Annotated in this window: 24 protein-coding genes; 5 read left to right on the top strand and 19 right to left on the bottom strand. The window is 48.9% G+C overall.

The genetic code is table 11. The annotated features are described in order from the left end of the window. Positions 1-3: 3 nt before the first annotated feature. A complete protein-coding gene (locus FN808_RS14320; protein WP_142715295.1) occupies positions 4-717 on the bottom strand; it encodes an esterase family protein in 714 nt (237 codons plus the stop codon). Positions 718-811: 94 nt separating this feature from the next. Next, entirely contained in the window at positions 812-1,789 is a 978-nt protein-coding gene (locus tag FN808_RS14315) for a phytoene/squalene synthase family protein (protein ID WP_142715294.1), read from the bottom strand. A 178-nt stretch (positions 1,790-1,967) separates the two neighbouring features. Here FN808_RS14315 and FN808_RS14310 point away from each other — a divergent pair, with 178 nt between their 5' ends. Further along, positions 1,968-2,936 carry a phosphoribosylaminoimidazolesuccinocarboxamide synthase gene (locus FN808_RS14310; RefSeq protein WP_142715293.1) on the top strand — a complete coding sequence of 323 codons (969 nt, stop codon included), beginning with the start codon at positions 1,968-1,970 and terminating at the stop codon, positions 2,934-2,936. Here FN808_RS14310 and FN808_RS14305 read toward each other — a convergent pair. The 4 genes from FN808_RS14305 to FN808_RS14290 form a co-directional block, all read right to left on the bottom strand. Further along, complete coding sequence (locus FN808_RS14305) at positions 2,920-3,165, bottom strand: anti-sigma factor (protein WP_142715292.1); 246 nt, start codon at positions 3,163-3,165, stop codon at positions 2,920-2,922. The genes FN808_RS14310 and FN808_RS14305 overlap by 17 nt on opposite strands. A 54-nt stretch (positions 3,166-3,219) precedes the next feature. Next, positions 3,220-3,834, bottom strand: coding sequence for a sigma-70 family RNA polymerase sigma factor (locus FN808_RS14300; RefSeq protein WP_142715291.1), 615 nt, complete (start codon positions 3,832-3,834; stop codon positions 3,220-3,222). A gap of 62 nt (positions 3,835-3,896) precedes the next feature. Continuing rightward, positions 3,897-4,964 (bottom strand): DNA polymerase III subunit delta, encoded by a 1,068-nt coding sequence (holA, locus tag FN808_RS14295; protein ID WP_142715290.1) that lies wholly within the window; start codon positions 4,962-4,964, stop codon positions 3,897-3,899. A 29-nt stretch (positions 4,965-4,993) separates the two neighbouring features. After that, on the bottom strand, positions 4,994-6,490 hold the full coding sequence (locus FN808_RS14290) for an asparagine--tRNA ligase (protein WP_142715289.1): 1,497 nt from the start codon (positions 6,488-6,490) through the stop codon (positions 4,994-4,996). A gap of 315 nt (positions 6,491-6,805) precedes the next feature. Between FN808_RS14290 and FN808_RS14285 the strand changes: the two genes are divergently transcribed. From FN808_RS14285 to FN808_RS14275, 3 genes are all read left to right on the top strand, one after another. Continuing rightward, the gene (locus tag FN808_RS14285) at positions 6,806-8,119 is read left to right on the top strand and encodes a pyridoxal phosphate-dependent aminotransferase (protein WP_142715288.1); all 1,314 of its coding nucleotides are present in this window, start codon (positions 6,806-6,808) and stop codon (positions 8,117-8,119) included. A 377-nt stretch (positions 8,120-8,496) separates the two neighbouring features. Next, positions 8,497-9,840: an ammonium transporter gene (locus FN808_RS14280; protein WP_142715287.1), complete on the top strand. Its 1,344-nt coding sequence runs from the start codon at positions 8,497-8,499 to the stop codon at positions 9,838-9,840. Positions 9,841-9,996: 156 nt separating this feature from the next. Next, positions 9,997-10,722 (top strand): TorF family putative porin, encoded by a 726-nt coding sequence (locus FN808_RS14275; protein WP_142715286.1) that lies wholly within the window; start codon positions 9,997-9,999, stop codon positions 10,720-10,722. Positions 10,723-10,818: 96 nt separating this feature from the next. On the opposite strand, the gene FN808_RS14270 is transcribed toward FN808_RS14275, so the two are convergent. From FN808_RS14270 to rimP, 8 genes are all read right to left on the bottom strand, one after another. Further along, the gene (locus FN808_RS14270; RefSeq protein ID WP_142715285.1) at positions 10,819-12,078 is read right to left on the bottom strand and encodes a M16 family metallopeptidase; all 1,260 of its coding nucleotides are present in this window, start codon (positions 12,076-12,078) and stop codon (positions 10,819-10,821) included. 91 nt (positions 12,079-12,169) lie between these two features. Continuing rightward, a complete protein-coding gene (gene pnp, locus FN808_RS14265; protein ID WP_142715284.1) occupies positions 12,170-14,290 on the bottom strand; it encodes a polyribonucleotide nucleotidyltransferase in 2,121 nt (706 codons plus the stop codon). Between the two features lie 170 nt (positions 14,291-14,460). Next, on the bottom strand, positions 14,461-14,730 hold the full coding sequence (gene rpsO / locus FN808_RS14260) for a 30S ribosomal protein S15 (RefSeq protein WP_142715283.1): 270 nt from the start codon (positions 14,728-14,730) through the stop codon (positions 14,461-14,463). Positions 14,731-14,827: 97 nt separating this feature from the next. Continuing rightward, complete coding sequence (locus tag FN808_RS14255; protein WP_142715282.1) at positions 14,828-15,763, bottom strand: bifunctional riboflavin kinase/FAD synthetase; 936 nt, start codon at positions 15,761-15,763, stop codon at positions 14,828-14,830. Between the two features lie 65 nt (positions 15,764-15,828). Beyond that, on the bottom strand, positions 15,829-16,203 hold the full coding sequence (rbfA, locus tag FN808_RS14250; protein ID WP_142715281.1) for a 30S ribosome-binding factor RbfA: 375 nt from the start codon (positions 16,201-16,203) through the stop codon (positions 15,829-15,831). Between the two features lie 35 nt (positions 16,204-16,238). Next, a complete protein-coding gene (gene infB / locus FN808_RS14245; protein ID WP_142715280.1) occupies positions 16,239-19,148 on the bottom strand; it encodes a translation initiation factor IF-2 in 2,910 nt (969 codons plus the stop codon). A gap of 116 nt (positions 19,149-19,264) precedes the next feature. Continuing rightward, the gene (gene nusA, locus FN808_RS14240) at positions 19,265-20,518 is read right to left on the bottom strand and encodes a transcription termination factor NusA (protein WP_142715279.1); all 1,254 of its coding nucleotides are present in this window, start codon (positions 20,516-20,518) and stop codon (positions 19,265-19,267) included. 24 nt (positions 20,519-20,542) lie between these two features. Then, the gene (gene rimP, locus FN808_RS14235) at positions 20,543-21,004 is read right to left on the bottom strand and encodes a ribosome maturation factor RimP (protein WP_142715278.1); all 462 of its coding nucleotides are present in this window, start codon (positions 21,002-21,004) and stop codon (positions 20,543-20,545) included. Between the two features lie 284 nt (positions 21,005-21,288). Between rimP and FN808_RS14230 the strand changes: the two genes are divergently transcribed. Further along, entirely contained in the window at positions 21,289-21,783 is a 495-nt protein-coding gene (locus FN808_RS14230; RefSeq protein ID WP_142715277.1) for a DUF192 domain-containing protein, read from the top strand. A 46-nt stretch (positions 21,784-21,829) separates the two neighbouring features. On the opposite strand, the gene FN808_RS14225 is transcribed toward FN808_RS14230, so the two are convergent. From FN808_RS14225 to FN808_RS14205, 5 genes are all read right to left on the bottom strand, one after another. After that, a complete protein-coding gene (locus FN808_RS14225; RefSeq protein ID WP_142715276.1) occupies positions 21,830-22,588 on the bottom strand; it encodes an SGNH/GDSL hydrolase family protein in 759 nt (252 codons plus the stop codon). 11 nt (positions 22,589-22,599) lie between these two features. After that, positions 22,600-23,631 carry a class 1 fructose-bisphosphatase gene (gene fbp / locus FN808_RS14220; RefSeq protein ID WP_142715275.1) on the bottom strand — a complete coding sequence of 344 codons (1,032 nt, stop codon included), beginning with the start codon at positions 23,629-23,631 and terminating at the stop codon, positions 22,600-22,602. A gap of 48 nt (positions 23,632-23,679) precedes the next feature. Continuing rightward, positions 23,680-24,288 (bottom strand): dephospho-CoA kinase, encoded by a 609-nt coding sequence (gene coaE, locus FN808_RS14215; protein WP_142715274.1) that lies wholly within the window; start codon positions 24,286-24,288, stop codon positions 23,680-23,682. Continuing rightward, positions 24,285-25,404, bottom strand: a protein-coding gene (gene prfB, locus FN808_RS14210) for a peptide chain release factor 2 (protein ID WP_142715347.1) whose coding sequence is annotated in 2 segments (ribosomal slippage) — positions 24,285-25,343 and positions 25,345-25,404 — 1,119 coding nt in all. Because the reading frame shifts where the segments join, the coding sequence is not laid out codon by codon here. Before prfB ends, coaE begins: the two co-directional genes overlap by 4 nt. 70 nt (positions 25,405-25,474) lie before the next feature. Continuing rightward, on the bottom strand, positions 25,475-25,702 hold the full coding sequence (locus tag FN808_RS14205; protein WP_142715273.1) for a hypothetical protein: 228 nt from the start codon (positions 25,700-25,702) through the stop codon (positions 25,475-25,477). Positions 25,703-25,829: the final 127 nt, after the last annotated feature.

Here is a 25,829-nt window from a genome sequence, read left to right as displayed (position 1 = left end):
GTGTTAAATAATATGAGTTTTAAGCATCTGCTGCCACTGGTCCCACTCCTGGTCCGTATCCTTGTCCCAGATATCCAGCTCATGCCTGATAAACTTCATACGGAATACATTACTCATCCGGCGGGCATAGTCAATGCGCGGATCCCGGCTGTAGCTCACCAGCCGGAAGTCAATATCCCGTATCTTGTCCAGCAGCGACTGTCGACTCAGGTTGGGAATATAGTCCGTGGGATTATTGTAATAGACGTCATCCTCATAATAACCGTGCAGGAAACCTTTAATATCATAAATGCCACTCATCCCGATAGCTTTATCAAAAACGAACGGATACTTCAGTGCTGTATTGATGGCATGGTATCCCCCCAGATCGGTACCGGCTACGATTAAATAATCAATGGCGTTGTGCTCTTCAATGTAGGGCACCACTTCCTCTACCAAGTATAATTCATACTGATGATGGCGCACCAGCCGCTGCCGGGGAGTGGCATGTTTATTTAAAAAACTTTCCCCGTCAATCGAGGAAACGCAAAAAAGCTGGTTATAGCCATTTTCGATCTGGTAAGAGATCGCATTTACCATCCCGAATTCCCCCCACTGGTAACAGGAGGCCCCTCGTGTGGGAAAGCCCAGGATAGGCGTGCCCGAGGTTCCATAGATGACCAGTTCCATATCCCTTCCCAGGCTGGGGCTCCGCCATTTTTTTATCTCCTTGTTCATCACATTCCTCTAAAAATTAATGAGCACTCGATATTTACAGGGAATATAACAGTTAGGACTCTTTAGTGTAAATAGTGAGGCAAAGTATTCCCCATCATGAGCTCGACATCGCTGTTCGATAAAAAAGCTGGGGAATAATAAAGAGTTTCTCGGTGGTATTGAGGTAGGCACGAAAATCAAAGACGTTATAATTATTCTCTTCGATCTTATTCAGAATGCGGCTGTAGTTGTAATGAGCCAGGTACACCGGCAGCCGGCTGTCTTCGGAAAGCATAACAATCCCCTTGTCAGAGCGTTCGTAGTAGCGCCGTGCCCGCTCGATCTGGTAAGAGAGCAAAGCACGAACGGCTTCCGTGAGCTGATGATTAAAAAGATCGGACTCGCTCACTCCAAATTTTTTCAGTTCATCCTGGGGCAGGTAAATCCGATCCTTTTTAAGATCCTCCCCCACGTCCCTGAGAATATTTGTCAGCTGCATAGCAATTCCGAGATCAACCGCATATCCAAGGGCTTCGTTGGACCGGTACCCAAATACCCGGGTGGTCATCAGTCCAACAATAGAAGCCACCTTGAATGAATAGTCATACAATTCGTCAAAGGAGGCGTACCTGTTTTTAAAAAGATCCATGCAAACCCCATCCATCAGCTCAAAGGGCAGTTCGATGGGAATATGATGACGCCGCAGTACATCCGAGAAAGCAATGAGAATGGGATTGTCAAACGACTTCCCGTCATAGGTATCGCGCAGCTTCTGTTTCCATGCATCCAACCGTCTCTCAATATCACCACGGCTCAGCTGATGATTTTCCACCAGATCTTCCGCTTCATCCACCAGATCATCGACATATCGGCAGAGACTGTAGATAGCAAATATCCCGCGCTGTTTGTGGTTTGGCAGAAACCGCGTAGCCATATAGAATGTCTTGGCATGTTTGCGCGTGATCTGCCGGCAGCGGGCATAAGCTTGCTGCAGGCGCTCGTCACCGACCTCGTCAATCACCGACCGATGGAAGGAGGTACGCCGGTAAAGCGGCCGGATCAGCGTATAGGGTATGCGCAGAAAATCATTCATCGAAATGATATTACATTCAATAGTTACTCATATTCAATGTAAAAAATGATGGGAATAGTTCCTTTATGATTTTAAATCTTAACATTTGTCTATAGAGAAGAAATCCAAGATATATTTCAATTCTTATCAACTTTTTTCGATTTTCCAGCCTGTTAATATTTAAACCAATATTTCTACCGTGGATAATTCTCCCATAACAAGCGAAGTGCTCGACAATTGCATAATCCAAACTGACGTGCCGGGGGGAGCGCCCCCTTATCGTGGCAAGGTCCGCGACGTCTATGCCCTCGGGGAGGATAAGCTGGGAATCGTGGCTTCCGATCGCATTTCTGCCTTCGACCATATCATGAAACAAGCCATTCCCTATAAGGGACAAATTCTCAATAAGCTGGCAGCCTTTTCCTTCGGCAAGGTGGACGATCTTGTTTCCACGCATATTATTGATGTGCCCCACCCCAATGTGACCATTGCCAAAAAATGCACCCCCATACCTATTGAAGTTGTAATCCGGGCCTGCCTCACCGGCCATGCTGCCCGGGTCTACCAATCCGGCAAACGGGTACTCTGCGGGGTGGACCTGCCCGAAGGGATGGTCGAGAACCAACGATTTGAAGAACCGATCCTGACACCAGCCACCAAGGCAGAGGAGGGACATGACGAGGATATTTCCGAACAGGAGATCCTGGAACGCGAAATTGTGGCTCCCGACCTCTGGGAAGAAATCAGAACCAGGGCCTTCCAGATCTTTGAACGAGGTCAGCAGATAGCCCGCGAACAGGGACTGATCCTGGTGGATACCAAATATGAGTTTGGGCTCTATAATGGTGAACTCACGCTTATAGATGAAGTACACACCGCTGATTCATCACGCTACTTCTACGCGGATGAATACGAACAGCGCCTGAAAGAGGGGAAACCCCAGAAACAGTTATCCAAGGAATTTCTCAGAGAATGGCTGATGGATCACCATTTCCAGGGAAAAGAGGGACAGACGCTTCCCGACCTGCCGGATACATTGCGGAAAAAAGTCTTTGAGCGGTATGCCGAACTTTTTGGCAAGCTTACCGGGAAATCATTTGACCCCACTCCCATCCAGCTTGAAAATCTGAACCGGGAACTCGAAAAGATCTTTAGTGCTCATCGGTAGCTGTGAGCGAGGAAAGACTGGTATTACCTGCGGCAGACTTCATGCCTTCTGCCAGTTGTGACAACGCTTTCTTGCCTTCGATGGCTTTACGTACAAACTTACGTTCTTTCACGTTGTTCGCCAGGTACTCCTCAAACGATCTACGCTCCGCGCGGCCCAGCGTTCCATCTATGTAATCCGTAAGAAAATTTGTGAGTATTTCATCACGGTCAAATTCAGTGAGATCCATAAGAAAGAGGGTAATAAATGTTTAACAAGTTCATCTATTACCCTCATACCGGATCTACGCAGAAATTGTTCCCGGATAAACGTGATTTTCCAGGAGTTCCTGCAGGTGAGCTCGTCCGCGGTTGATACGTGACTTTACCGTTCCCATGGGAAGGTCCGCAATATCAGCAATTTCCTCATACGACAGCTGCTGAATATCACGCAGCACCACGACCTCACGGAAGTCTTCGCTCAGTTCCATCAGGGCCTTCTCGAGCTCATCCATACACATCTTTTCGTGCAGCGAGTCGTCAGGCAAGATACGGTCATCTTCGAGTTTCATGGGGCGATCCTCCGAGTCGTCAGGATCCTTGTGAATGGTCACCGTTGTCATTCTTTTTTTCTTCTTATACAGACTTTTCGCCAGGTTTATCGCGATGGTATACATCCAGGTAGAAAACTTAGCGATGCGCTCGTAGGAATGTCGGCTTCGAAAAACCCGGAAGAAGGTTTCCTGCACCAAATCCTCGCAGTCCTGGTGATTGTGTGTATAGCGGTACAGAAAATTATGTAATCGATCCTGATATCTTTCAACTAACAGATTAAATGCTTCCTCATAGCCAGATTGAAAATGCTCCATTAAATCTTCATCAGAAAGCTGTTGCAGTTTAGCTCTGGATATCGCTTCCATAGTTTGACCCTAAGTTTTTTCCAAATGACAATTTTAGTTTTCATCGACGACCGTCAGAGGTATCAGTCGATGATCCGTTTTATCATCAGGAGAAGGATCGTGGCGGGGTCCATTGTTGAAAAGCCTTTTGCTGCTCGGTCGGCATCCAACAGTGCTTCAAATATTCGTGGCATTTCCGACAGCCTGAAGGCTGAAGCGTCTTTCCACAGCTTGTTAAAGTACCAGCTGCTGCTGATACCCAGCGTGTCTTGAACTTGTTTTTTGCTATTACCCTGTGCGGACAGACGCTGAATCTGCCAGATATTTGAAAACAGATTATAAAAGAACCCCACGGAACGAATAATTTCTCCCGTGTTCGTCTTAGAGTGTTGCAACATCTGTTCCGCAATAAACAGGGACTTGTCCAGATTCCGCGAAATCATGGCGTCTTTGAGCTCAAACACCGAATATTCGCGATAAAGACCGATTATTTTTTTTATATGGCTTTCTTTTACCGTATCGGAAGTGTCCACAAAAGTGCACACCTTATCTATTTCAGTGGACAGTAACTGCAAACTGTTGCCCACATATTGCGCCAGCATCTGGGCCGCCGGTGGCTCTATCTTTTTGGAATGCTCACTCCGGGCCCAGCTGATAATCCAGTCCGGCAACCGGTAATCGGGCACCTCTTTAAATTCATGAACACCAGTATCTTTACTCTTTTTAAGTGCTTTTCCAATCTTTGTGTTCCCAGCGGGCTTTTTGGGATCGATGCATACGAAAAGCGTACTTGGGTTGGGCTGCTGCAAATACGGAATCAAATCGTTCACACTGCCCTCGTAAGTGCTATCCTGACCCGGGGTGTAGCTGCTCAGCTGGTGGAAGTCCCGTAGAATTACAACCCGCTGTTCCGCCATCATGGGATAGCTGCGGATTATGGACAGGAGCTTTTCCACTGTTATATCCCGCCCATAGAGCAGATCAAAATTAAAGTCCTTTTGATCCTCGGGCACCAGTCCTTCGACCGTTTCCTGTAGTTTGTCCAGGAAGAACTCCTCCTCACCGAAGAAAAAATATACAGCTTTCCGATCTCCTGACTTTAATTCTTTCAGGAGCTCCGAATACCGCTCTATACTGGTCTTCTTGGCCAAGTGCTCGTTTATCGGTTATGGATTAGGAATCAGGGGGTCAGTCGTCCCATCATGCGAGGAAAGGGGATTGTCTCGCGCACATGGTCCAGCCCGCAGAGCCAGGCCACCGTTCGCTCCAGTCCGAGACCGAAGCCCGAATGCGGTACACTCCCGTATTTCCTGAGGTCAAGGTACCATCCAAAGACCTCTTCGGAAAGACCGTGCTCGGTCAGTCGCTTTCTCAGTGTTTCCAGGTCTGCCTCGCGTTCACTGCCTCCTATAATCTCGCCGTATCCCTCCGGAGCCAGCATGTCGACAGCCAGGGCCAGCTTCTCATCTTCCGGGTCACGCTTCATGTAAAAAGCTTTTATCTCTGCAGGATACCGGTGCACCAGGACCGGCGTATCGTACTGCATGGTCAGCAGCGTTTCGTCACTGCCTCCAAAATCTTCGCCCCACTCAAAATTCAGAGCTGAATCACGCCAGTCCGGAATATTGCGCAGATCCTCTTCAATCTGGTCCAGACGGCCACCAATATCTTTGACACGCTGGTCGATCTGGGCCTTGCGCCATTTTTTGGCCTGCCCATGCTCTTTCTTAAGCTCTTCACGCTCTTGCTTAAGTTCCTCCCGCTTCTGCTCTCGATCTTCGACCATCTGATCAAGCATCTTTGCCATCTTATCGCTTCTGAGTGTCTCCACCGCTTCAGTATAGGAAATGCGCGGAAAGTCGTCAGCAACTGTTTTCTTCAGCTTCTCAGTATCGCGTTCCAGAATCTCAAGCTCGCTGTGACGCCGCTCCAACACCCGATTAACGACAAATTTTATAAAATCCTCCGCCAGTTCCATATTCATATTGAGGTCATAAAACGCCATTTCCGGCTCGATCATCCAGAACTCCGTTAAGTGGCGGCGGGTCTTGCTCTTTTCGGCCCTGAAGGTTGGTCCAAAAGTGTAAATCAGGCCGTGGGCCATCGCCATGGCCTCCCCATAGAGCTGTCCCGACTGGGTAAGGTAGGCCTCCTCATCAAAGTAGGCCGTCTCAAAAAGGTTGGTCGTACCCTCGGCCGCATTTCCTGTAAAAATGGGGGCATCCATCTGCACAAACCCCCGCTCCTGGAAGAACATATGTATAGCATAGATAATTTCGTTGCGTACGCGCATCGCCGCCCACTGCCGTTGGCTTCGCAGCCAGAGATGCCGGTTCTCCATCAGAAAATCGACGCCGTGCTCCTTGGGGGTGATGGGATAATCTTCGGCAATCTGAATTACCTCCAAATTGGTAACCTGCAATTCATACCCGCCAATGCTGCGCTCATCCTCAACCACAATTCCGGTAATCTCCAGGGAGCTTTCCTGACGCAGCGAATCCGCAGCCTCCCAGGCCTCTTCAGAAACACTGTCTTTGGCTACCACGCACTGGCAGATGCCTGATCCATCACGGACCTCCAGGAAAAAAAGATTCTTGCTGCTGCGGGAATTATAAATCCATCCTTTGAGCGTTACTTTTTGGTCTTCATGATCGGAAAGATTAGATATATAAACCATCAGAACTGCATATTTAATTGTTTAACCTGTTTTAAACCTCTTTGACGTGATTATAACCTTCGGTCAGCGACTAATAAAAAAGTGTACCCAAGGATAGCAGTTATAACAACTACAATCAAAAGAATCGGGGTAGATCTTCGATGCTCTTCACCGGTACCAGATTCCATTCAAACCACGCCTGGGACCCGTAAATAAGCGGCAGCAGAAGCCTGTGATTATTTGCAACAAAAGGTGAATTAAACTTTCATTTGCGCATCATACTTATTAACCTTGCAACTTGTTTATAAATTCAGCATCAGCTCCACCAGTTATACCATGCAAGACGGAAAATTACGTCGCAAATTCTTACATGACGGCTCAGGCCAGCTTACCTACGAGATACGCGAGATCGTTCGCTTAGCCCACCAGTTCCAGGACCTGGGGCTGCCGATTACATGGGAAAATATCGGCGACCCCATAGAAAAGGGTGAAAAAATTGCCGGCTGGATCAAGGAAATCATCATCAAATTGGTGGAAGAGGATTACAGCTATGGTTACAGCAGTACGCAGGGAAACCCCCAGGCCCGCGAATTTCTGGCAGATCTGGCAAACCAGCGTGGTGGCTGTGAAATTTCTGCCGATGACATCACCTTCTTCAACGGGCTGGGGGATGCCGTTGGAAAAGTGTTTGGCTACCTGAAGAAGGAAGCACGTGTAATTGGTCCTTCGCCGGCCTACTCTACCCACTCTTCGGCCGAGGCAGCCCACTCCGGCTACAAGCACCTGACCTACAAACTTGATCCGGATAACAACTGGATGCCGGATATCGAAGACCTGCGCAAAAAGGTCAAATACAACGACTCCATCGCCGGTCTGCTGCTGATCAATCCTGATAACCCAACGGGAGCTGTCTACCCGCGGAAGATTCTCAAAGAGATGGTGGATATTGCCCGCGAGCACCGGCTGTTCATGATTTGTGATGAAATCTATGCCAACATCATCTATAACGGCTCGGATACCGCTGCCCTCAGCCAGGTTATCGGTGACGTCCCCGGCATCGCTTTGCGGGGCATCTCCAAAGAGTACCCCTGGCCCGGAGCGCGGTGTGGATGGATGGAAGTATACAATCAGGATAAGTACCCTGCATTTAAAACCTATATCGACACGCTCATCAATGCCAAGATGCTGGAAGTCAGTTCCACGAACCTTCCCCAGCTTTCCATTCCCCTTGTAATGGGCGATCCCCGCTATCCCAAGCACCTGACCGCACGGCGGAACCTATACGCCAATCGTGCCGAAGAGGCCTATCGTATTTTATCCGAAGTAGAAGGCATCCGGGTCATAAAACCACAGGGAGCATTCTACATGACGGTTCTTTTTGAAGAAAACGTTCTGGAAGATCACCAGCAGCTGACGATTGGGGATGATGGGATCCGTGACCTGCTGAACGACAATCTGGAGGAAATATCCCTGGACAAACGATTTGTATACTACCTGCTGGCCTCTACCGGCATTTGCGTCGTCCCCCTTACCGGATTTGCCAGTGATAAGAATGGATTTCGCCTGACACTGCTTGAAACCGACGATGACAAAAGGCGACGGACGCTGCACACTATTGCTGAGAGCATAGGTGCCTACCTGTCCAGCTAAGCATTGCGGAGCCCCCTCTCCCCCCCGACCCCGGTATATATCCCTGGTTCATCAATAACCTAAACCGATTGCCCCCACCGGAAAATGCCGATGAAAATCGATCTTGACGGCCCGCCACCTTTTCAACCGTGTGATTGAACAAGCAGACCTGATCAACATACAATAAATACATAAATTAGTTATATAATTTTATAAACCTTTATTATTTAATATTTAATTAAATTTACTTTATTTTTTTAATTTATTTAGTTTATAAAATTAATTATTTAAGTTGATTATTATATTATCGTAAAATACTTTGTGCCTGTTCGATAAAGAGTAACATTTATTAACTCTTTTATATCATTAACCTAAATTAAAAATACAGGCATATCCAAATGACTAAATATTGCACTATCACTTTAGCTTTTCTCTTTGCAGGAGCAACAAGTGCTTTCGCAATTGATTCAGCAGCTGCTGCGGAGGCTGCAACCCAAACCAATCTCAATTATGTATGGACCATTATCGCCGCAATTCTGGTCTTCTTCATGCAAGCCGGTTTCTCACTACTTGAAACCGGGTTTACACGATCCAAAAATGCTGTCAATATCATCATGAAGAATTTCATGGATGTTGGGGCGGGCGGACTCGTTTTTTTTGCTGTAGGCTTTGGCCTGATGTTTGGAACCAGCGCTGGCGGGTGGATTGGAACCGACGGATTTTTTCTGAGCGGAATCGAAGGCCAGGATACCACCTGGACCTGGGCGTTCTTTCTGTTCCAGGCTGTTTTTGCCGCCACCGCGGCAACCATCGTATCGGGAGCCGTTGCAGAACGAACTAAATTCACAGGTTACCTGATCTTTTCGATTATCATCACCGCTGTCATCTACCCCATCTTCGGCTCCTGGGCTTGGGGAAGCCTGTTCAATGGAAGCGGATGGTTGGAGAACCTTGGATTCATAGACTTCGCTGGCTCAACGGTGGTACACTCTGTCGGCGGATGGGCGGCGTTAGCCGGAGCCCTTGTCGTTGGTCCCCGGGTCGGTAAGTACGACGATCAGGGCAAACCAAACCACATTCCCGGTCACAGCCTGCCTCTGGCAGCCCTGGGCGTTTTTATTCTCTGGTTCGGATGGTTTGGGTTCAATGCCGGTTCCACGACAACGGGGAATACGGATATCGCATTAATCGCCATGAATACCTTTCTTGCCGCCGGTGCAGGTGCGACCCTGGCTATGTTTGTTACATGGGTGCAATTTGGCAAACCTGATGCGCCCATGACTCTAAACGGCGTGCTGGGTGGCCTGGTAGCCATTACTGCGGGTTGTGCAACTCTTAGTCCGGGGTCTGCCATTATTACCGGGGCTATTGCAGGTGTTGTGGTGGTCTATGCAACAGAATTTCTCGACAAATATGTGGATGATCCGGTAGGGGCCATTGCCGTACACGGCGTCTGCGGAGCATGGGGCACATTTGCAGCCGGACTCTTTGACACTACCAGCGGCATCTTTGGCACCGGGGGCTTTGATCCATCCGTTCTGGGTGTGCAGCTAATCGGTATAGCCGCAGCTTTCGTCTGGACATTTGGCGTCAGTTATGTGCTCTTCAGTATTATCAGCAACACGGTAGGGCTTCGCGTAAACGGCCAGCTTGAAGCCAAAGGCCTTGACCTGCATGAGCACGACAACCGTGCCTACCCCGAGTTTGTAGGGACCGACGAATTCATCCCGGGCGAGGTTTAAATTAAGAATTAGCAAACCGATCGCGGTTGACCTTCTATATCGCAAATCACAATACCCAATTACATCGACCGACTGACGGGAGTATACCAGGCAGGGTATATTTCCCGCCGGTCTTCAAAAGATGTTCCCATTTTCACAATATTTAAATTTTATATCATGACCATTCCTACAAATACAGAAACGATTACCTGTTTTTTCTTCGCATCACTTATGCTTCTCTTCGGAGCTCTTATTCAGCCTGCAAATGCCCAGAACATAAATCCGGGGGTGGATTTATACAGCACCTATGTATGGCGCGGCGTAGCCTATTCCGGCCCCTCCATTCAACCTTACATCGAATTCAGTACCAACGGTTTTGCTATAGGAGCCTGGGGATCACAGGCTATTGATGGCATTACAAGTTCGAATGAAGCCAGTACCGGCTTCCAGGAGATGGACCTGTATACAAGTTATCGTTTTGACTTCGGGCTGAGCCTGGGTATCACCGATTATTACTATCCGGGCACACCCTTCTTCTCGTATACTAGCGCCCCTGATAATGGTGATATCTCCAGCCATGCCGTTGAGCTCAACGGAGGCTATGTGATCGACGATTTTTCCCTTTCCGCAAATTATATCGTCAATGAATCGCCCGGTGGAGCAGGATCGGCCGGCGGCGATATGTACTACCAAATCGGCTACGCTCCCGGTTCCGCTGAGCTCTTCATAGGCGGTGGAGACGGCTGGCATACGTCAGACGGAGATTTTAAAATTGTAAATATCGGCATCGGGGCAGCCAAAGAGATAGTCGTTACCGAACGCTTCAGCCTGCCCCTCAGCGGTGCAGCCATACTGAATCCGTATACCGAACAATTTTATATTGTCGTTGGCCTGAGCTTGTAGCGGCTGTAGCCAGCCATAAAAGTGATCCATTCCAGTTCCAATACGTTGGCTTTGGCATCCCGGGATGGATCCTTTTATATAATGAAGCAAAAGGTATTAGTTCTGGTGCTCAGGAGACAGGATAGCTTCAGAAAACATTTCCCCGGCAAAAAAGTCCTGCGCAAAATATTGAATTTCATCAGCCTGCACTTCGTCAATCTTCTGGATTAATTCATCCATAGTGACAAAACGGTTATAGTAGATTTCACTCTTGGCAAGCCGCGACATGCGGTTGCTCATGCTCTCCAGCGAAAGCAGCAGTTTCCCTTTCAGCTGGGATTTTGCTTCTGCAAGCTCCTGCTCCGGGATTGGATCCTGTTTCAGTTTATCCAACTCATCCTGGATAAGCTCACGTACATGGTCTACATAGTCTTCGTCTGTCCCCACATAGATACCGTATAAACCGGTATCCCTGTATGATTGATTGAAGGAGGTAATAGTATAGCAATAGCCATATTTCTCCCGTACATTTTGATGCAATCTTGAACTCATTCCACCGCCCAGCACGGTATTCGCCAGCAACAGCCGATACCGGTCATCATGGTTGTAGTCAAGGCCCCGGCGACCCGTGATCAGGTGCGTTTGCTCTATAGGTTTTGTCAATTCAAGCTGATCAATCTCATAGTCTGGCAGCGTCTGGTCCAGCTCTTTCAAACCCTCAGAAGGGATGTCTTCAAAGACCCCCGACACCAGTCTTACCACCCGGTCATGCTCTACATTACCTGCTACCGCCAGCAGCAGGTTGGAAGGCTGATAGCGCCCCTCCATATAGTCGTACAGGTCCTGACGGCTGAAAGCAGACACTGTGTCTTCAAAACCAAGCGTAGGTTGGCCGAGAGGATGGCCCTGGAAGGCATGACTCACGAATTGTTCAAAAAGAAAATCATTCGGGCTGTCACGGTACATCTTCATCTCTTCAATGACAACCTTCTTCTCTTTCCGGATCTCCTCCTCCGGAAATGAAGGATGGAGGACCATATCAGAAAGGACATCCAGGGCGCGGTCAAGCTGAGTATTGAGGCAGCGTGAATAATAGCAGGTATACTCGGATGAGGTAAAAGCATTCAGATAGCCCCCCACCGACTCCATGCTCATGGCAATATCGTAGGAGGAGCGTGTTTCTGTACCCTTAAAAAGCATATGCTCCAGGAAATGGGTGACTCCCGACTGCCGGGGTGTTTCGTTGCGGCTCCCGGTTTTTGCCCAGATACCCACAGACACACTTTTCACACTTTCAAAATGTTCCGTTACAATGGTCAGGCCATTATCGAGTTCCGTCTTGTTAACCAGGTCCTGCTGTTGATCTTGTTGACTCATATTTCATAATATAGGGTTAAAAAAAGCGCCATCCCGCAACACGAGATGGCGCTTTATTATACTGGATGTCTTGGAAAGAGAAGCTATAAAGTTACTCTTCGTCCTCTTTGGAAAGCAGTGCTTTACGGGATAAACGCAGCTTGTTGCCGTGCTCAATCTTGAGCAGTTTAACGTCTATCTCATCGCCTACCGACAGTACATCACTCACATTTTTAACGTGGCTGTGATTTATTTCAGAAACATGCAAAAGGCCGTCCTTTCCAGGTACAATTTCAACAAAAGCACCATAGTCTTTAATGGCCTTCACCGTTCCGTGATAGGTCGCTCCCTCTTCGAGGTGTCCGACAATGCCTTCAATACGCTTCTTCGCTTCCTCGGCCTTGGACAGGGCGTCCGCGGTAATCGTAATCTTACCTTTATTGCGCTCCTCATCCTCTTCTACCCAAATCTCGGTATCTGTCTCCTTCTGCAGGGTCTGAATCACTTTTCCACCCGGTCCAATAACGGAACCGATTTCATCGGCATCAATCTCCATGTTAATGAACTGCGGAGCAAATTCAGAAATATGCTCACTCGGTTCAGAGATGGATTCTTCCATTTTACCCAGGATGTGCATGCGTCCCTCGCGGGCCTGTTCCAGAGCTTCCTCCAGTTTCTCATAGGAGATACCGCTGACCTTCATATCCATCTGGCAAGCAGTGATGCCATCGCGGCTTCCGGCAGTCTTGAAGTCCATGTCGCCCATGAAATCCTCTTCACCGCGGATATCGGAGAGTACAACAGATTTGTCATCTCCGACAATCATTCCCATTGCAATGCCGGCTACCGGCTTCTTAAGCGGCACGCCCGCATCCATAAGAGCCATTGATCCTCCACAGACCGAAGCCATTGAGGAAGAACCATTGGATTCTGTGATATCCGAGATCACCCGTATCACATATCCAAACTCATCAAAAGAAGGCATCAGCTTACTGATGGATCGTTCCGCCAGGTGTCCATGACCAATTTCACGTCGGCCCGGCCCTCTCATAAATCCTGCTTCACCGACACTGTAGTTGGGGAAATTATAGTGAAGGAAAAACGTCTTGTCCTCCTCGGTCAGCAGGGTATCGATAGCCTGGGCATCCTGTTTGGTTCCCAGTGTTACCGAAACCAGCGCCTGGGTCTCTCCACGGGTAAAGATTGCTGAACCATGGGTTCGGGCCAAGTAGCCAACCTGTGTCCAGATATCGCGAATATCTTCCGGGGATCGCCCGTCAATACGGCGATTTTTTTCGAGGATAAGCTTGCGAAGCTCCTCTTTCTCAATTTTGCTGAGAATCTCTTTAATCGTTCCGCCTTCCTCGGCATATTCTTCCTGTTCCGTAAGCTCATTAACCACGGCTTCTTTGACTTCATCCAGCTTGTCGCCGTAGTCCTCTTTGCCCAGCCCGGTACTTACAACCTCTCGAATTTTTTCATCCGCCAGTTCATGTACCCTGGTTTCAAGGTCTTCGTCGACGGGATCGGGAACAAATTCCCGTTTGGGTTTGCCAAATTCCTCCCGCAGCTCTTCCTGAAATGCACAGAGTTTCTTAATGGCTTTGTGTGCTTCTTTGATGGCATCAAGCATCTCCTTCTCTGAGATCTCTTCCATTTCCCCTTCCATCATCAGAACGCTTTCGGCCGTACCACCAATGACCATATCAATGTCACTGTTCTCCATTTCACTGATGGTGGGATTAATAACAAACTCACCATCAATCCGACCTACTCTGACCTCGGCAATCGGTCCGGCAAATGGCACATCCGAAATATGGAGTGCTGCCGAAGCTCCTACACCACCCAGAACATCGCCGTTGTGCTCTCCATCGGAGGAAAGGACTGAGCAGATAATCTGAGTATCGCAGCGGTAGCCATCCGGAAAGAGGGGCCGAAGGCTGCGGTCAATTAACCGGCTGGATATAATTTCTTTATCGTTGGGGCGTCCTTCCCGTTTGATAAATCCGCCGGGAAACTTACCCCCCGCTGAGAAACTCTCACGCAAATCGACTGTAAGCGGGAAAAAACTCTGTCCCGGGTTAGGTTCTTTGGCACTGACGGCGGTACACAATACCATGGTATCCCCCATACGAACAACCACTGCCCCGTCTGCTTGTTTGGCGATACGGCCGGTTTCGATGGATAGTGATTTCCCGGGTGCAAATTCTACACTTCTAAAATCTTCTTTCATATTAATATCTGTTCAATTTAAATTTGATAAATGCTGTCATCTCTTCAACATGTGTGGAATGGCTATATTTCCAATACCAACAAAAAGGTAGATGAAGGATTTACCACACGAAATGCTAACTAAATTATATAACAAAGAGGCACGTTTTGAGCGTGCCTCCCTACGTCTGCTTACTTGCGAATTCCCAGCTCACTGATGAGCTCCCGATATTTCTCAATATCTTTCTTCTTGAGATAATTGAGTAGCTTTCTTCTTTTCCCTACCAGTTTTAACAAACCACGTCGGGACGCATGGTCCTGCTTGTGATCTTTTAGATGCTCTGTCAAGTCGTTGATGCGCTCAGTAAAAATTGCAATCTGAGCTTCGGAGGATCCGGTATTGTCGCTGGTTCCGCCAAATTTTTCGATAATTTCTTCTTTGCGTTCTTTTGTTATCGCCATGTGATAATTATGTTCTAATTTGCTTTACTTCAAACTGCCTGTTTTTCTAAACTAAATAGCAGTCAAAGATAAGTTATTAACAAATCCTTTGCAATATTTAATGCCCTGCAAGTAATTCCTTAGCCTGCTGTTCATCGTTTTGAAGCTGCTGTAAAAGTTCATTGACCCCATCAAACTTGAGCTCATCCCTGATCCGGTAAAAAAAGCGCACTTGCACCTCCTTTCCGTAGATATTCTCGTCAAAGTCAAAGAGGTTGACTTCAAGTGTGCGTACCTTGCCTTCGAAGGTAGGCCGGGTGCCAATATTCATCATCCCCTTGAACCAATTGCCCATGACCCGCATTCGCACGGCATAGACTCCATCCCTGGGAATGACTTTCTTTGGATGTTCCGGCTTGATGTTGGCGGTGGGATATCCAATCTCCTTCCCCCGCTTGTCCCCGTGTACGACCGTCCCATTGAGCCGGTATGGCCGCTGTAAAAAATCGGAAGCCTGTTCCACATTGCCCTCTTCGGCAATAGCTTTGCGGATGGCCGTACTGCTTACGGTCTGCTCCCCGATCTCCCGCCGGGAAACCACATAGGAATCGAAGCCCAGCTCTTTTCCCAGCTTTTCTATTGTTTCAATAGTTCCCTCCCTGTTCCGACCGAACTGGTGGTCATAACCAATGACAAATTCGCTTACGCCAATCTTTTCAAAAATGACATTGCGGACGAATTCCTCGGAGCTGAGCAAAGAAAAATCTCGATCGAAGGGAATGACCACCATCTCGTCGATGCCCAGTTCATTCAGAATCTCTGAGCGCTCCTGGATAGTTGTCAACAGTTTGATACCTGCATCACCGGGGTTTATAATGTCCCTGGGATGGGGATCAAAAGTGACCAATACGCTTCGTGCCCCGCGTTCCTTCGCTTTTTCAACAACCGTGTCCAGAATGGCACGATGTCCGGCATGCACTCCGTCAAAGGTGCCAACCGTCAGAACGGTGTTGGAGTTTCGTTTCACATTCTTCAGCAAAATGAGCTCAGCCATCGCATCAATACATCTGTTAGCTGTTTAGATCGGGGATCACATGCTTGCGCCGGCCATGGCTTTCACTACTGTTCCTCATCACCATGGCGCTCTTCTCGTTCCCGGCGGATTTCCTGGAACAGATTTTCCATTTTCTCTACATACTCGGCCGTCTGGTCATTAATGAACAGAAGCTCAGGAATGCGGCGTACCTGGTGCCGGATTTTCTGCGCAAGGTCCTTGCGGATACTTGCTTTTTTTTCCTGCAGGTGATCAAAAATAGCATCCTCGTCCTTGCCCGGTGCATAGACGCTGAGATGGACCTTTGCAATCAGCAGGTCAGGAGTCACCTCTACCTTGGTAACCGTTATGAAAGAACCGCTTGACTGATAGCTTTTCTGGATGATTTTACCGAGGTCTTCCTGAATCACAGCCCCCAGTCGTTCGGTGCGAATGCTCATGACAATACCAGATTCTTATGCGTTAGATGGATAGATTAATCGTTATCCCTTACATCCTCGAGGCTACGACGCTCTTCGACGATTTCGTAGTTCTCAATGACATCCCCCACTTTGATATCGTTGTAATTCACAATGCTTATGCCGCATTCATAGCCTGTTTGCACTTCCTTGACATCGTCTTTAAAGCGCTTGAGCGCATCTATTTCGCCATCATAGATAACAACCCCATCACGCACCACACGCACCGGGTTATTCCGATTGATCTTGCCATCGGTGACGTAACATCCGGCGATGGTTCCCACCTTGGAAACCTTGAAGATTTCACGGACTTCAGCATTTCCACTCAGTTTTTCACTGATTTCCGGTGAAAGCATGCCTTCCATGGCATCCTTGACTTCGTCAACGGCATCATAGATCACGCTGAAGAGTCGAATATCAATCTCTTCATTATCGGCCACGGCCCGCGCGTTGGCGGTAGGACGTACCTGGAATCCGATGATAATAGCATCGGAAGCTGAGGCCAGCAATACGTCCGACTCGGTAATGGCGCCGGCACCCGTGTGGATAATATTTACAGAAACCTCGTCATTACTGAGTTTCTGGAGTGCGCCCGAAAGTGCTTCAATGGAGCCGTCAACATCGGCCTTGATAATAATATTCAGATCAGAAACCTCACCGAGAGCCAGTCGTCGCGACAGGTCGTCGAGGGTCAAGTGCTTGGATTTGCGCAGCTCCTGCTCGCGGCGGATCTGCTGGCGCTGGTTTGCAATTTCCTTGGCTTTCTTTTCATCCTCCAGCACAACCAGCTTGTCGCCGGCCTGCGGGATATCATCGAAACCAGTCAACTGTACCGGCACTGAAGGTCCGGCATTTTCAACCCGGTTTCCAAGCTCGTTCTCCATGGCGCGAACACGACCGAAACAGGGACCTGCCACGTAAGCATCGCCTACCTCCAGCGTTCCATTCTGTACCAGCACATTAGCAACGATACCCTTTCCTTTGTCTACACGGGCTTCCAGTACCACCCCGTTGGCCGTACGATTTGGATTAGCCTTCAACTCCATCAGTTCGGCTTCAATCAGGACTTTCTCCAACAGTTCAGGAATTCCCTCACCGGTCTTTGCGGAAACTTCGGCGGCCTGGTTTTTCCCTCCGTATTCCTCCACAATAACATCGTATTCGGCCAGCTGTTGCTTGATCTTGTCCGGATTTGCTCCCGGCTTATCCATCTTGTTGATAGCAACGATGATGGGAACCCCTCCGGCCTTGGCGTGGTTGATAGCCTCGATCGTCTGCGGCATGACCGCATCGTCCGCGGCCACCACCAAAATAACAATATCGGTTGCCTGGGCCCCACGCGATCGCATGGCCGTAAATGCCTCGTGTCCCGGGGTATCCAGGAAAGTTATCGGTCTTCCGTCATCCGTCTGCACTTCGTATGCACCAACGTGCTGGGTAATCCCGCCGGCTTCGCCCTCGGCAACCTGTGATTTACGAATGTAATCCAGCAATGATGTTTTTCCGTGATCAACGTGCCCCATGACAGTAATGATGGGCGCCCGCGGTTCCAGATCTTCCGGACTATCCTCCTCCAGCTGTATCTCCTCAATTGCTTCATCCGCATCGACAAACTCCACTTCGTAGCCAAATTCTTCGGTCACCAGTTCAATGGTGCTGGCATCCAGACGCTGGTTGATGGAAACCATCATACCCAGGTTCATGCAGGTTGTAATCACCTCATTCGCTTTCACACCCATCAGCTCGGCCAAATCACTTACCGTAATGAACTCGGCCACTTCCAGGATACTTTCTTCCAGCTCTTCCATTTCCGCCTGCAGCTGCTCTTCCTCTTCGCGTTCTTCCTTACGCTGGCGACGGCGTTTCTGACGACGGCTTCCAACCGTTTCAGACGACTGCATTTTTCGCAGTGTCTCTTTCATTTTCTGTTCTACATCCTCCTCGTCAACACGCTTGCTGCGGCGGCGAGACTTTTTCTTCTTACTCTTCTTTTTGGATTTCTTTTTCCCCTTGTCAGAATCATCCTCACGGCGATCTTTCTTGCGCTTCCTTTTCTTACGGCGTTTGGGCTTGCTCTCATCAATCTTGACTTTTCCTACAACCTTGGTGCCCTTCAAGCGTCCTGCGCGTCCACGGATTACGCCCTCTTCCTTCGTTTCTTCATCCTCATCTTCCTCATCTTCCTCATCTTCCTCATCTTCCTCGAACTCTTCGTCCTCCTCTTCGTACTCTTCTTCGTCTTCATCGAACTCTTCGTCCTCCTCTTCGTCTTCATCCTCGTAGGCTTCCTCATCTTCGTACGCTTCTTCATCTTCCTCGAACTCCTCGTCCTCTTCGATCTCATCTTCCGGTTCCTCCCCGGTTTCCGCTGCAACTTCGGTTTCCTCTTCGGCTTCATCAGGAACTTCTTCTTCCCCGGCTTCCACTGCGGGTTCTTCCACAGATTCCTCTTCAGCCGTCGTTTCTTCCCTGGACTTTTCTTCGACAGGTTCCGGTTTTTCTTCGGCTTCAACTGTTTCCGGCTCTTCGGGCTCCAATTCCGGCTGCCCTTCCGCTTCTTCCTCAGACTCGTCGAGGGGTGTAAGTCCGGCGATCTCTTCCGGCTCCTCATCCTCCGGTTCCAGCGGAAGCTCTTCTTCCAACGGCTCAAGCGTATCTTCTATTGAAACACTTTCATTTCGGCTGGCCCGAATCTGGTCACGTCGACTGGCATATTCCTCCCTGGCTTTTTCATGCTGCTGGCTATTGGCTTTGTCTACGCCGTATACCTCTTCCAGCACCTCATACATTTCAGGTGTGATCTTGGTATTCGGCTTATTGGCCACTTCAAAGCCTTGATCCGATAGCGAACCTACAATCGAAGAGGTAGATACGTTGAATTCGGATGCAACTTTAAATAACCGTTTGGGTTTATCGTTTGGCGACATATAAATGTATTTCTGTAAAGTATATTTCGTATGTTAACTGCGATGGGAGTCTTGAAGCCTTCCCCTGTAAGTATAAGGTAAAACTCGCTGAAGAGAAATCTTAGTTCCCTTCCTTCTTACTCCTCATCTTCAAATTCATATGCAATAATATCGATGATGCGCTCCGCCTGGTCATCAGTGATCTTCCCTTCCGTTCGGCGGACTATTTCTTCCTCATCGAGCTCCAGAACCTGTCGGGCCGTATCACAACCAATGTCGTGAAGAAGCTGTATGACCTCGGGTCCGAAATCGATTTCAAATTCCTGCAGGTCAATATCGTCTTCTTCCTCCACCTCACGGTAGACATCAATTTCGCAATCTGTGAGCTTTGATGCCAGACGAATGTTCACGCCGCCCTTGCCGATCGCCTTGGATACCTCATCAGCCGGCACCAGCACCTTGGCCAGTTTGCCATCTTCACTGAGATCCACGCTCAATACCTTGGCGGGCTGCAGGGCCCGCTTGATAAATTCGTACTTGTCATCGGTGTAATTGATGACATCAATATTCTCGTTCTGAAGCTCACGCACAATGGCATGGATACGGATCCCTTTCATACCTACGCAGGCCCCGACGGGATCAACCCGCTCATCGTGCGACATCACAGCCACCTTGGAGCGGTCGCCGGGCTCACGGGCTATACGCACCAGATCAATAATACCGTCAAAAACTTCGGGAATTTCGTTTTCAAACAACCGCTCCAAAAACAGTGGAGACGTCCGGGATATGATAACCGACGGGTTGCCGTTGTAACGCTTAACCTCCTTCACAACTGCCCGGATCGTATCCCCCTTGCGGTAACGATCCTTGTAAATCTGTTCCTGCTTGGGCAGTACCAGTTCCACGCCATTGTGGTTCACCAGCATCTCCCGGCTTCGAATCTGATAGACGTCTCCAAGTACAATCTCACCCACACGGTCAGAATATTCTTCAAAGATATTGTCTTTTTCGATCTCACGGATCCGCTGGGCCAGCTGCTGTCGGGCCATCATAACGGCTCGGCGGCCAAAATCCTGAATGGAAAGCTCCTGGGCAAACTCATCGTAGAGCTCCAGGTCTGGATCATGTTTCCGGGCTTCCTCAATGGTAATCTCCTGTACTTCGTCAGTCAGTTCCTCGGCAGGCACCACTTCCCGGATGTGCAGGATCTGAATCTCGCCCCGGTCAGCATTCAAAATAACTTCAAAGGCCTCGTCAGAACCATACTTTTTGCGGATCATCGTCCGAAAAACATCCTCAAGTATGGACAACAATAAATCTTTGTCAATATCTTTATCCTTTGCAATTTCGGCAAAAGATTGAATAATCTGTTTCGATACGTTGTTTGACATCAGTAAGCTCCTATCTGCTTAAAGTTATTTAAAAGAAGGAATAATTTTTGTTTCTACCAGATCATCAAAAGGCAGCTCCACGGTCGTTTGTTCATTTATCTTAACCACGATGCCTTTGTCGGAAACATCCTGCAGGGTTCCTTCCACCTTCAGGTCCTCTCCGTCCTGCCTGTAGGAAACGCGTGCGCGACGCCCCCTGTTCTTGGGATACTGCCGCCGGTCAACCAACGGACGATCCAACCCCGGCGAGGATACATTGATGCGGTAGCGGCCGGAAAAAAGGTCATGAGCCTCCATCAGGAAGCTGAGCTCATTGCTTATTTCAGCACATTCATCCATATTAACGCCGCGCTCTTCACCGTCGACCGAAACCCATATTTCAGGGATATCCCCGCCTTTGATTTCTACATCAACCAGAAAAAAATCAGTGGTCGAGAGTACGGACTCCGCCAGCTCAGAAATTTTATCTATTACGTTGTTTGACACAATTTTCGTGATTACAGGTACAAAAAAAAGTGAGAACCTTTCGGCGCTCACTTAAAGCAATCAAAGATACCGTTAATCCGCTAAAAAAACAACCCTGCACTTTGTGATCAAGACCAGTGCGCCTGCAGGCAACGCAGGAATAACGGTTTATGAGTGGATATTAGTATATTATTAATGCCATGGGCGGGACAAAGTCAACAGATTCCATTTGTTATTAAATATTTTTATCATGCCGTACGCCATTCCTTCCGGCCAGAAACCTAAAAATACATATCAAATACCTGATGAAATATTTGTTACCAGCTATTGTCGCAGCATCCCTTGCTCTCACGATCGGAAGCTGTTCTCAATCTACGGACCAACCCGATCCTAAGCCCGAAAATGGGAGCCGCGGGAGTCGCACGCTTGAGTATGTAACGACCGTTTCTTTTTTAACGGTCCAGGGAGATACGATTTCAACGATCGAGGCCGCCCTCGCAGATGATGACAAGGAACGGAGCCAGGGACTGATGGATGTACAAAACCTGCCCGCCTCCAAGGGGATGCTGTTCATTTTCGATGAAAACAAGCCGCGCAGTTTCTGGATGGCCAATACGCCCCTCCCTCTCGACATCATTTTTGTCAACGCCAACAAAGAGATCGTGCGCATCCACCACAGCACCCAGCCATTTTCCGAAAAAAACCTGACCTCCAGCCAACCGGCTCAGTATGTTATAGAGGTTAACGCCGGCTACTGCGTATCCCACGATATCCAGGAAGGCATGAAGGTTGCCCTTTAACATCTATCTTGCCTGTACCTCTCGGCCGAAGCGATGTTTCAAAAACTTAGAGGCGCTGGGCGGTCTGCAGCCACGCTTCCGCCATTAACTGCGAGCCCGCCAGCGTGGGATGCACCCCATCTGCCGTCCAGTAGGTGGACTCCACATGCTTGGAAGCTTCATTAAAGACGGATTGATAGGGAATGAAACCGGCCTCAAATTCCATGGCAATCTCCTTAGCCACCTGCTGGTATTCCCTGAAGTCGGGCATCCACTCCTCCTCACTCACAGCAGATCCTTCAAGAATTACGAACGGTTCTCCAATGATCAGGCGGGCGTCCGGCAGCTGTTCCCTGGTTTGGATAAGGAGGTTTCTGAAATCCCGCTCATACACCTCGACCGTGCCATCATAGTCATTGAGGGTATGCCAGAAGTCATTGACGCCAATAAGAATACTCAGAAGATCAGGATCCAGATCATAGGTATCCGTCTGCCAGCGATCCGCCAGCTGAAACACTTTGTGACCACTGATACCCCGATTAAAGCACTGGACATTGCGCTCGGCCAGGGTCTTTCTCAGCTGGGCCGCTGCCAGGAAGGCATAGCCTCTGCCAAGGCCTGTATTGGCTGCCTCCGCTTCACGATCCCGCCCGGCATCCGTGATGGAGTCTCCCTGAAAAAGAACTCTCCCTTCTTGGGGGATGGCATCAAATGCCTTGTTCCCGGCTGTCTTTTCAGGAGCCAATGTCGGCAACCAGTAAGCGCCTGCCGCACCAAGTGAGGCCGTCGTGATTTCTCGCAAAAAACTTCGTCGACTGTAATCCATAAACTCTGCGTTTAAACTTTTGTTGATTCAGCGGGATATTTATCCAAAAATTCTTTGACTTTCAACACATTATCCCGTGATCCTATAAAAATGGGCGTTCTCTGGTGGATAGACTCCGGATGAATTTCGAGAATACGCCCCCGGCCGTCAATGGCCATTCCCCCCGCCTGTTCAATCAGAAAGCTGAGCGGATTGCATTCATACATCAGCCGCAGCTTGCCGCTCGGATATAGACTGCTGTTGGGATAAATGAAGATCCCCCCCTTAACCAGCGTTCGGTGTACGTCGGCCACCATCGAACCGATATAACGTGCCTTGTAGGGGCGCCGGGTTGGGGAGTCTTCCACCTGGCAGTATTTCACATACTGTTTGAGTCCCTGGTCCCAGGAATGATAGCTTCCTTCATTCACGCTGTAGATGGTTCCATAATCGGGAATGTGCACATCCCCATCCGAGAGGATAAATTCTCCTATGCTGGGGTCGAGGGTAAAAACCGATACCCCCAGTCCGGTTGTATAGGCCAGCATAGTACTGGATCCGTACAGCACATAGCCCGCTGCCACCTGTTTGATGCCCGGCTGCAGCGCCTCCTGTTCGGACAGCCTGTCTGACCCCGGATGCTGGCGAATATAAATGGAAAAAATGCTGCCGATAGACACGTTGACATCGATATTAGAAGAACCGTCGAGCGGATCCATATATACAATATACTTTCCCCCGTCATTATCCAGCTCCACAATACCGTCATTCTCTTCAGAGATGACCATGCAGGTAATCTCTGATCGGTTCAGTGCATTGATAAGCTGCTCGTCGGCAAAAATATCCAGTTTCTTTACAGATTCTCCATGTACATTTTTACTGCCATCTTCCCCGAGAATGTTTGTAATACCAGCCTTGTTTACCTCCCTGGATATAATTTTTGAAGCCAGGCCGATATCCCTCAGCAGCTGTGACAACTCGCCGGTGGCCCCTGGAAATTTATTCTGGGCCTGGATAATATACTCTTCTAAAGTAACAACCCGGCTTTTCTTCTGATATGCCATACCTCCCACCCTGTTTTACATTGGTAATACTGCTGTGTGTTTTCAGGCTCAGCGCATATCCCGAACCGCTAAAAAGCCCCGGAACACATCTGCTGCCTTCTCCTTTAACTCCTCGAGCGTTCCCTCGTTCCGTATGACAATATCCACCTGATTCTCTGCTTTTGCATAATCCCGCTGCTTGTCAATACGGTCCTGGACCTCCCCGACGCTGGTCCCATCGCGCTGGCGGACCCACCGCAGGCGTTTTTCCTCGTCAGCCAGCACCAGCACCAGATAATCAAAAAAATCAAGTTGGCGGCTTTCCAGCAGCAAGGCCGCCTCATAGATCCCCACCTCGAACCCCTGCTCCTCGGCCGCTCTCATATGCTTCTTAACAGCGGCCGGCATCCTGGGATGCACTATAGCATTCAACTCCCGCACCCGTCCCTTCTGGAAAGCCTCCTTTGCCAGGTAGGTACGATTTAATGCTCCACTTTCTGTATATGTCTGTTCGCCAAAAATATTAACCAGCTGCCTGCGAATCTCCTGGTCATTGACCATCAGTTCTTTTGCCAGCTCATCGGCATTGAGAACATACCCCCCCATGCCGGACCAAACATCACAGACCGTTGATTTACCGCTGCCGATACCGCCGGTAATGCCCACAGTTACCATCATTCCGTTTTTTCTGTTGCCGAAATAGAAAGAAGGTATTCATTGATAAATTCATCAATATCTCCATCCATGACGCCATCCACGTCCGAGGTTTCATAATCGGTACGATGATCTTTCACCATATTATAGGGATGGAAGACATAGGATCGAATCTGTGAGCCCCATTCAATTTTGCTCTTGGAATCTTCCAGCTTCTGCTTTTCATGCTCCTTGATCTGCTTTTCAAGCTCGTAAATCTTGGACTTCAGCAGTACCATCGCCTTTTCACGGTTTTGCAACTGCGAGCGTTCCTGTTGGCATTCCGCCACCACGCGCTCCTCAGAACCATCCGAGAGTTTCCCCTCCCATATCAGGCGAACCCCGGTTTCCACCTTGTTAACATTCTGTCCCCCGGCACCGCTCGAGTGGAAACGCTGAAGCTCCACATCTCCCTCATTGATATCGACTTCGATGGTATCATCAATGACCGGAGATACGAAAACAGAACAAAAAGACGTATGGCGCCGCGAATTACTGTCAAAAGGCGAAATGCGAACCAGCCGGTGCACCCCGCTTTCCGCCTTGAGGTACCCATAGGCAAACTCGCCACTGACCTCCACCGTCGCGCTTTTCAACCCTGCAACGTCTCCCTGCTGATACTCAATAACCGAAATCTGGAAGTCATTTTTCTTTGCCCAGCGGGTATACATTCGGTAAAGCATCTCTGCCCAATCCTGGCTTTCTGTGCCTCCCGCACCCGGATTAAAGGTAAGAATCGCATCCCGGTGATCGTCCTCGCCTCTCAGCATATTCTTGAGCTCCAGGGCCTCCAGTTTGTGCTCCAGGCTGTCGATCTCCTTCTTGAGCTCCCCTTCAACATCTTCCCCTTCATCCATAAACTGCTGGTAGACCTTGATACTCTCGCGTAGCTCGTCCAGTTCATCCCACTGCGCCACCATTGTCTTCTCGTGGTCCAGCTTCTTCATGATGCGGCGGGCCTCGTCGGGATCATCCCAAAAATTGGGGTCCTGTGTCTGTTCCTGCAGTTCTATGATTCTAACTTTGCGCTGACCATAGTCAAAGATACCCCCTGAGCGCATCCACACGCTCAAATAATTCATCCAGATGATCGGCGTTGATAGTCGTAATATTCACGGCAATTCTTTGGTTTATTAGTTATAACTTATTGGCAGACAATGTATTTTATAATTTACCTGCTAAGTTTTCCAATGACATACCCAAGGGCTATCCCCCCCACGAAAGCGGCCAGTACGCCTTCTTCCGGGTGAGAACGAACATAGCGCCGAGCCTCCCGGTAATCACGGTTCACCATATCCTCCACCGCCTTGCGCTCTTTTTTCAGGCGGCCAAGAATCTGTTCATATTTTTTCGCTTTCTCCTCGGACACGGATTCCTTGTTCTGATCGTCGCTAGCCATAACAAACATTTTATTTGCGGTTCAGCTGAAAGATACAAATTTCAACGTGGATTGCATGGTAATTTTTCCAACCCCGTGCGAGCGGACTATTACCTGACTAGCATACGACTATTTCCCTTCTCAGGCC

Source organism: Fodinibius sediminis (assembly GCF_900182555.1).
In the GTDB taxonomy this organism is placed as follows: Bacteria; Bacteroidota; Rhodothermia; order Balneolales; family Balneolaceae; genus Fodinibius; species Fodinibius sediminis.
Note: the sequence above shows the minus strand (reverse complement) of the source record. Positions and strands in the feature narration are given on the sequence as shown.

What these genes read in the sequence shown, in the direction of transcription:
- FN808_RS14320 (WP_142715295.1), bottom strand. Translation starts at nt 717, where the DNA reads ATGAACAAGGAGATAAAAAAATGGCGGAGCCCCAGCCTGGGAAGGGAT.
- FN808_RS14315 (WP_142715294.1), bottom strand. Translation starts at nt 1,789, where the DNA reads ATGAATGATTTTCTGCGCATACCCTATACGCTGATCCGGCCGCTTTAC.
- FN808_RS14305 (WP_142715292.1), bottom strand. Translation starts at nt 3,165, where the DNA reads ATGGATCTCACTGAATTTGACCGTGATGAAATACTCACAAATTTTCTT.
- FN808_RS14300 (WP_142715291.1), bottom strand. Translation starts at nt 3,834, where the DNA reads ATGGAAGCGATATCCAGAGCTAAACTGCAACAGCTTTCTGATGAAGAT.
- FN808_RS14290 (WP_142715289.1), bottom strand. Translation starts at nt 6,490, where the DNA reads ATGGTTTATATATCTAATCTTTCCGATCATGAAGACCAAAAAGTAACG.
- FN808_RS14285 (WP_142715288.1), top strand. Translation starts at nt 6,806, where the DNA reads ATGCAAGACGGAAAATTACGTCGCAAATTCTTACATGACGGCTCAGGC.
- FN808_RS14280 (WP_142715287.1), top strand. Translation starts at nt 8,497, where the DNA reads ATGACTAAATATTGCACTATCACTTTAGCTTTTCTCTTTGCAGGAGCA.
- FN808_RS14275 (WP_142715286.1), top strand. Translation starts at nt 9,997, where the DNA reads ATGACCATTCCTACAAATACAGAAACGATTACCTGTTTTTTCTTCGCA.
- FN808_RS14270 (WP_142715285.1), bottom strand. Translation starts at nt 12,078, where the DNA reads ATGAGTCAACAAGATCAACAGCAGGACCTGGTTAACAAGACGGAACTC.
- pnp (WP_142715284.1), bottom strand. Translation starts at nt 14,290, where the DNA reads ATGAAAGAAGATTTTAGAAGTGTAGAATTTGCACCCGGGAAATCACTA.
- rpsO (WP_142715283.1), bottom strand. Translation starts at nt 14,730, where the DNA reads ATGGCGATAACAAAAGAACGCAAAGAAGAAATTATCGAAAAATTTGGC.
- FN808_RS14255 (WP_142715282.1), bottom strand. Translation starts at nt 15,763, where the DNA reads ATGGCTGAGCTCATTTTGCTGAAGAATGTGAAACGAAACTCCAACACC.
- rbfA (WP_142715281.1), bottom strand. Translation starts at nt 16,203, where the DNA reads ATGAGCATTCGCACCGAACGACTGGGGGCTGTGATTCAGGAAGACCTC.
- infB (WP_142715280.1), bottom strand. Translation starts at nt 19,148, where the DNA reads ATGTCGCCAAACGATAAACCCAAACGGTTATTTAAAGTTGCATCCGAA.
- nusA (WP_142715279.1), bottom strand. Translation starts at nt 20,518, where the DNA reads ATGTCAAACAACGTATCGAAACAGATTATTCAATCTTTTGCCGAAATT.
- FN808_RS14230 (WP_142715277.1), top strand. Translation starts at nt 21,289, where the DNA reads ATGAAATATTTGTTACCAGCTATTGTCGCAGCATCCCTTGCTCTCACG.
- FN808_RS14225 (WP_142715276.1), bottom strand. Translation starts at nt 22,588, where the DNA reads ATGGATTACAGTCGACGAAGTTTTTTGCGAGAAATCACGACGGCCTCA.
- fbp (WP_142715275.1), bottom strand. Translation starts at nt 23,631, where the DNA reads ATGGCATATCAGAAGAAAAGCCGGGTTGTTACTTTAGAAGAGTATATT.
- coaE (WP_142715274.1), bottom strand. Translation starts at nt 24,288, where the DNA reads ATGATGGTAACTGTGGGCATTACCGGCGGTATCGGCAGCGGTAAATCA.
- FN808_RS14205 (WP_142715273.1), bottom strand. Translation starts at nt 25,702, where the DNA reads ATGGCTAGCGACGATCAGAACAAGGAATCCGTGTCCGAGGAGAAAGCG.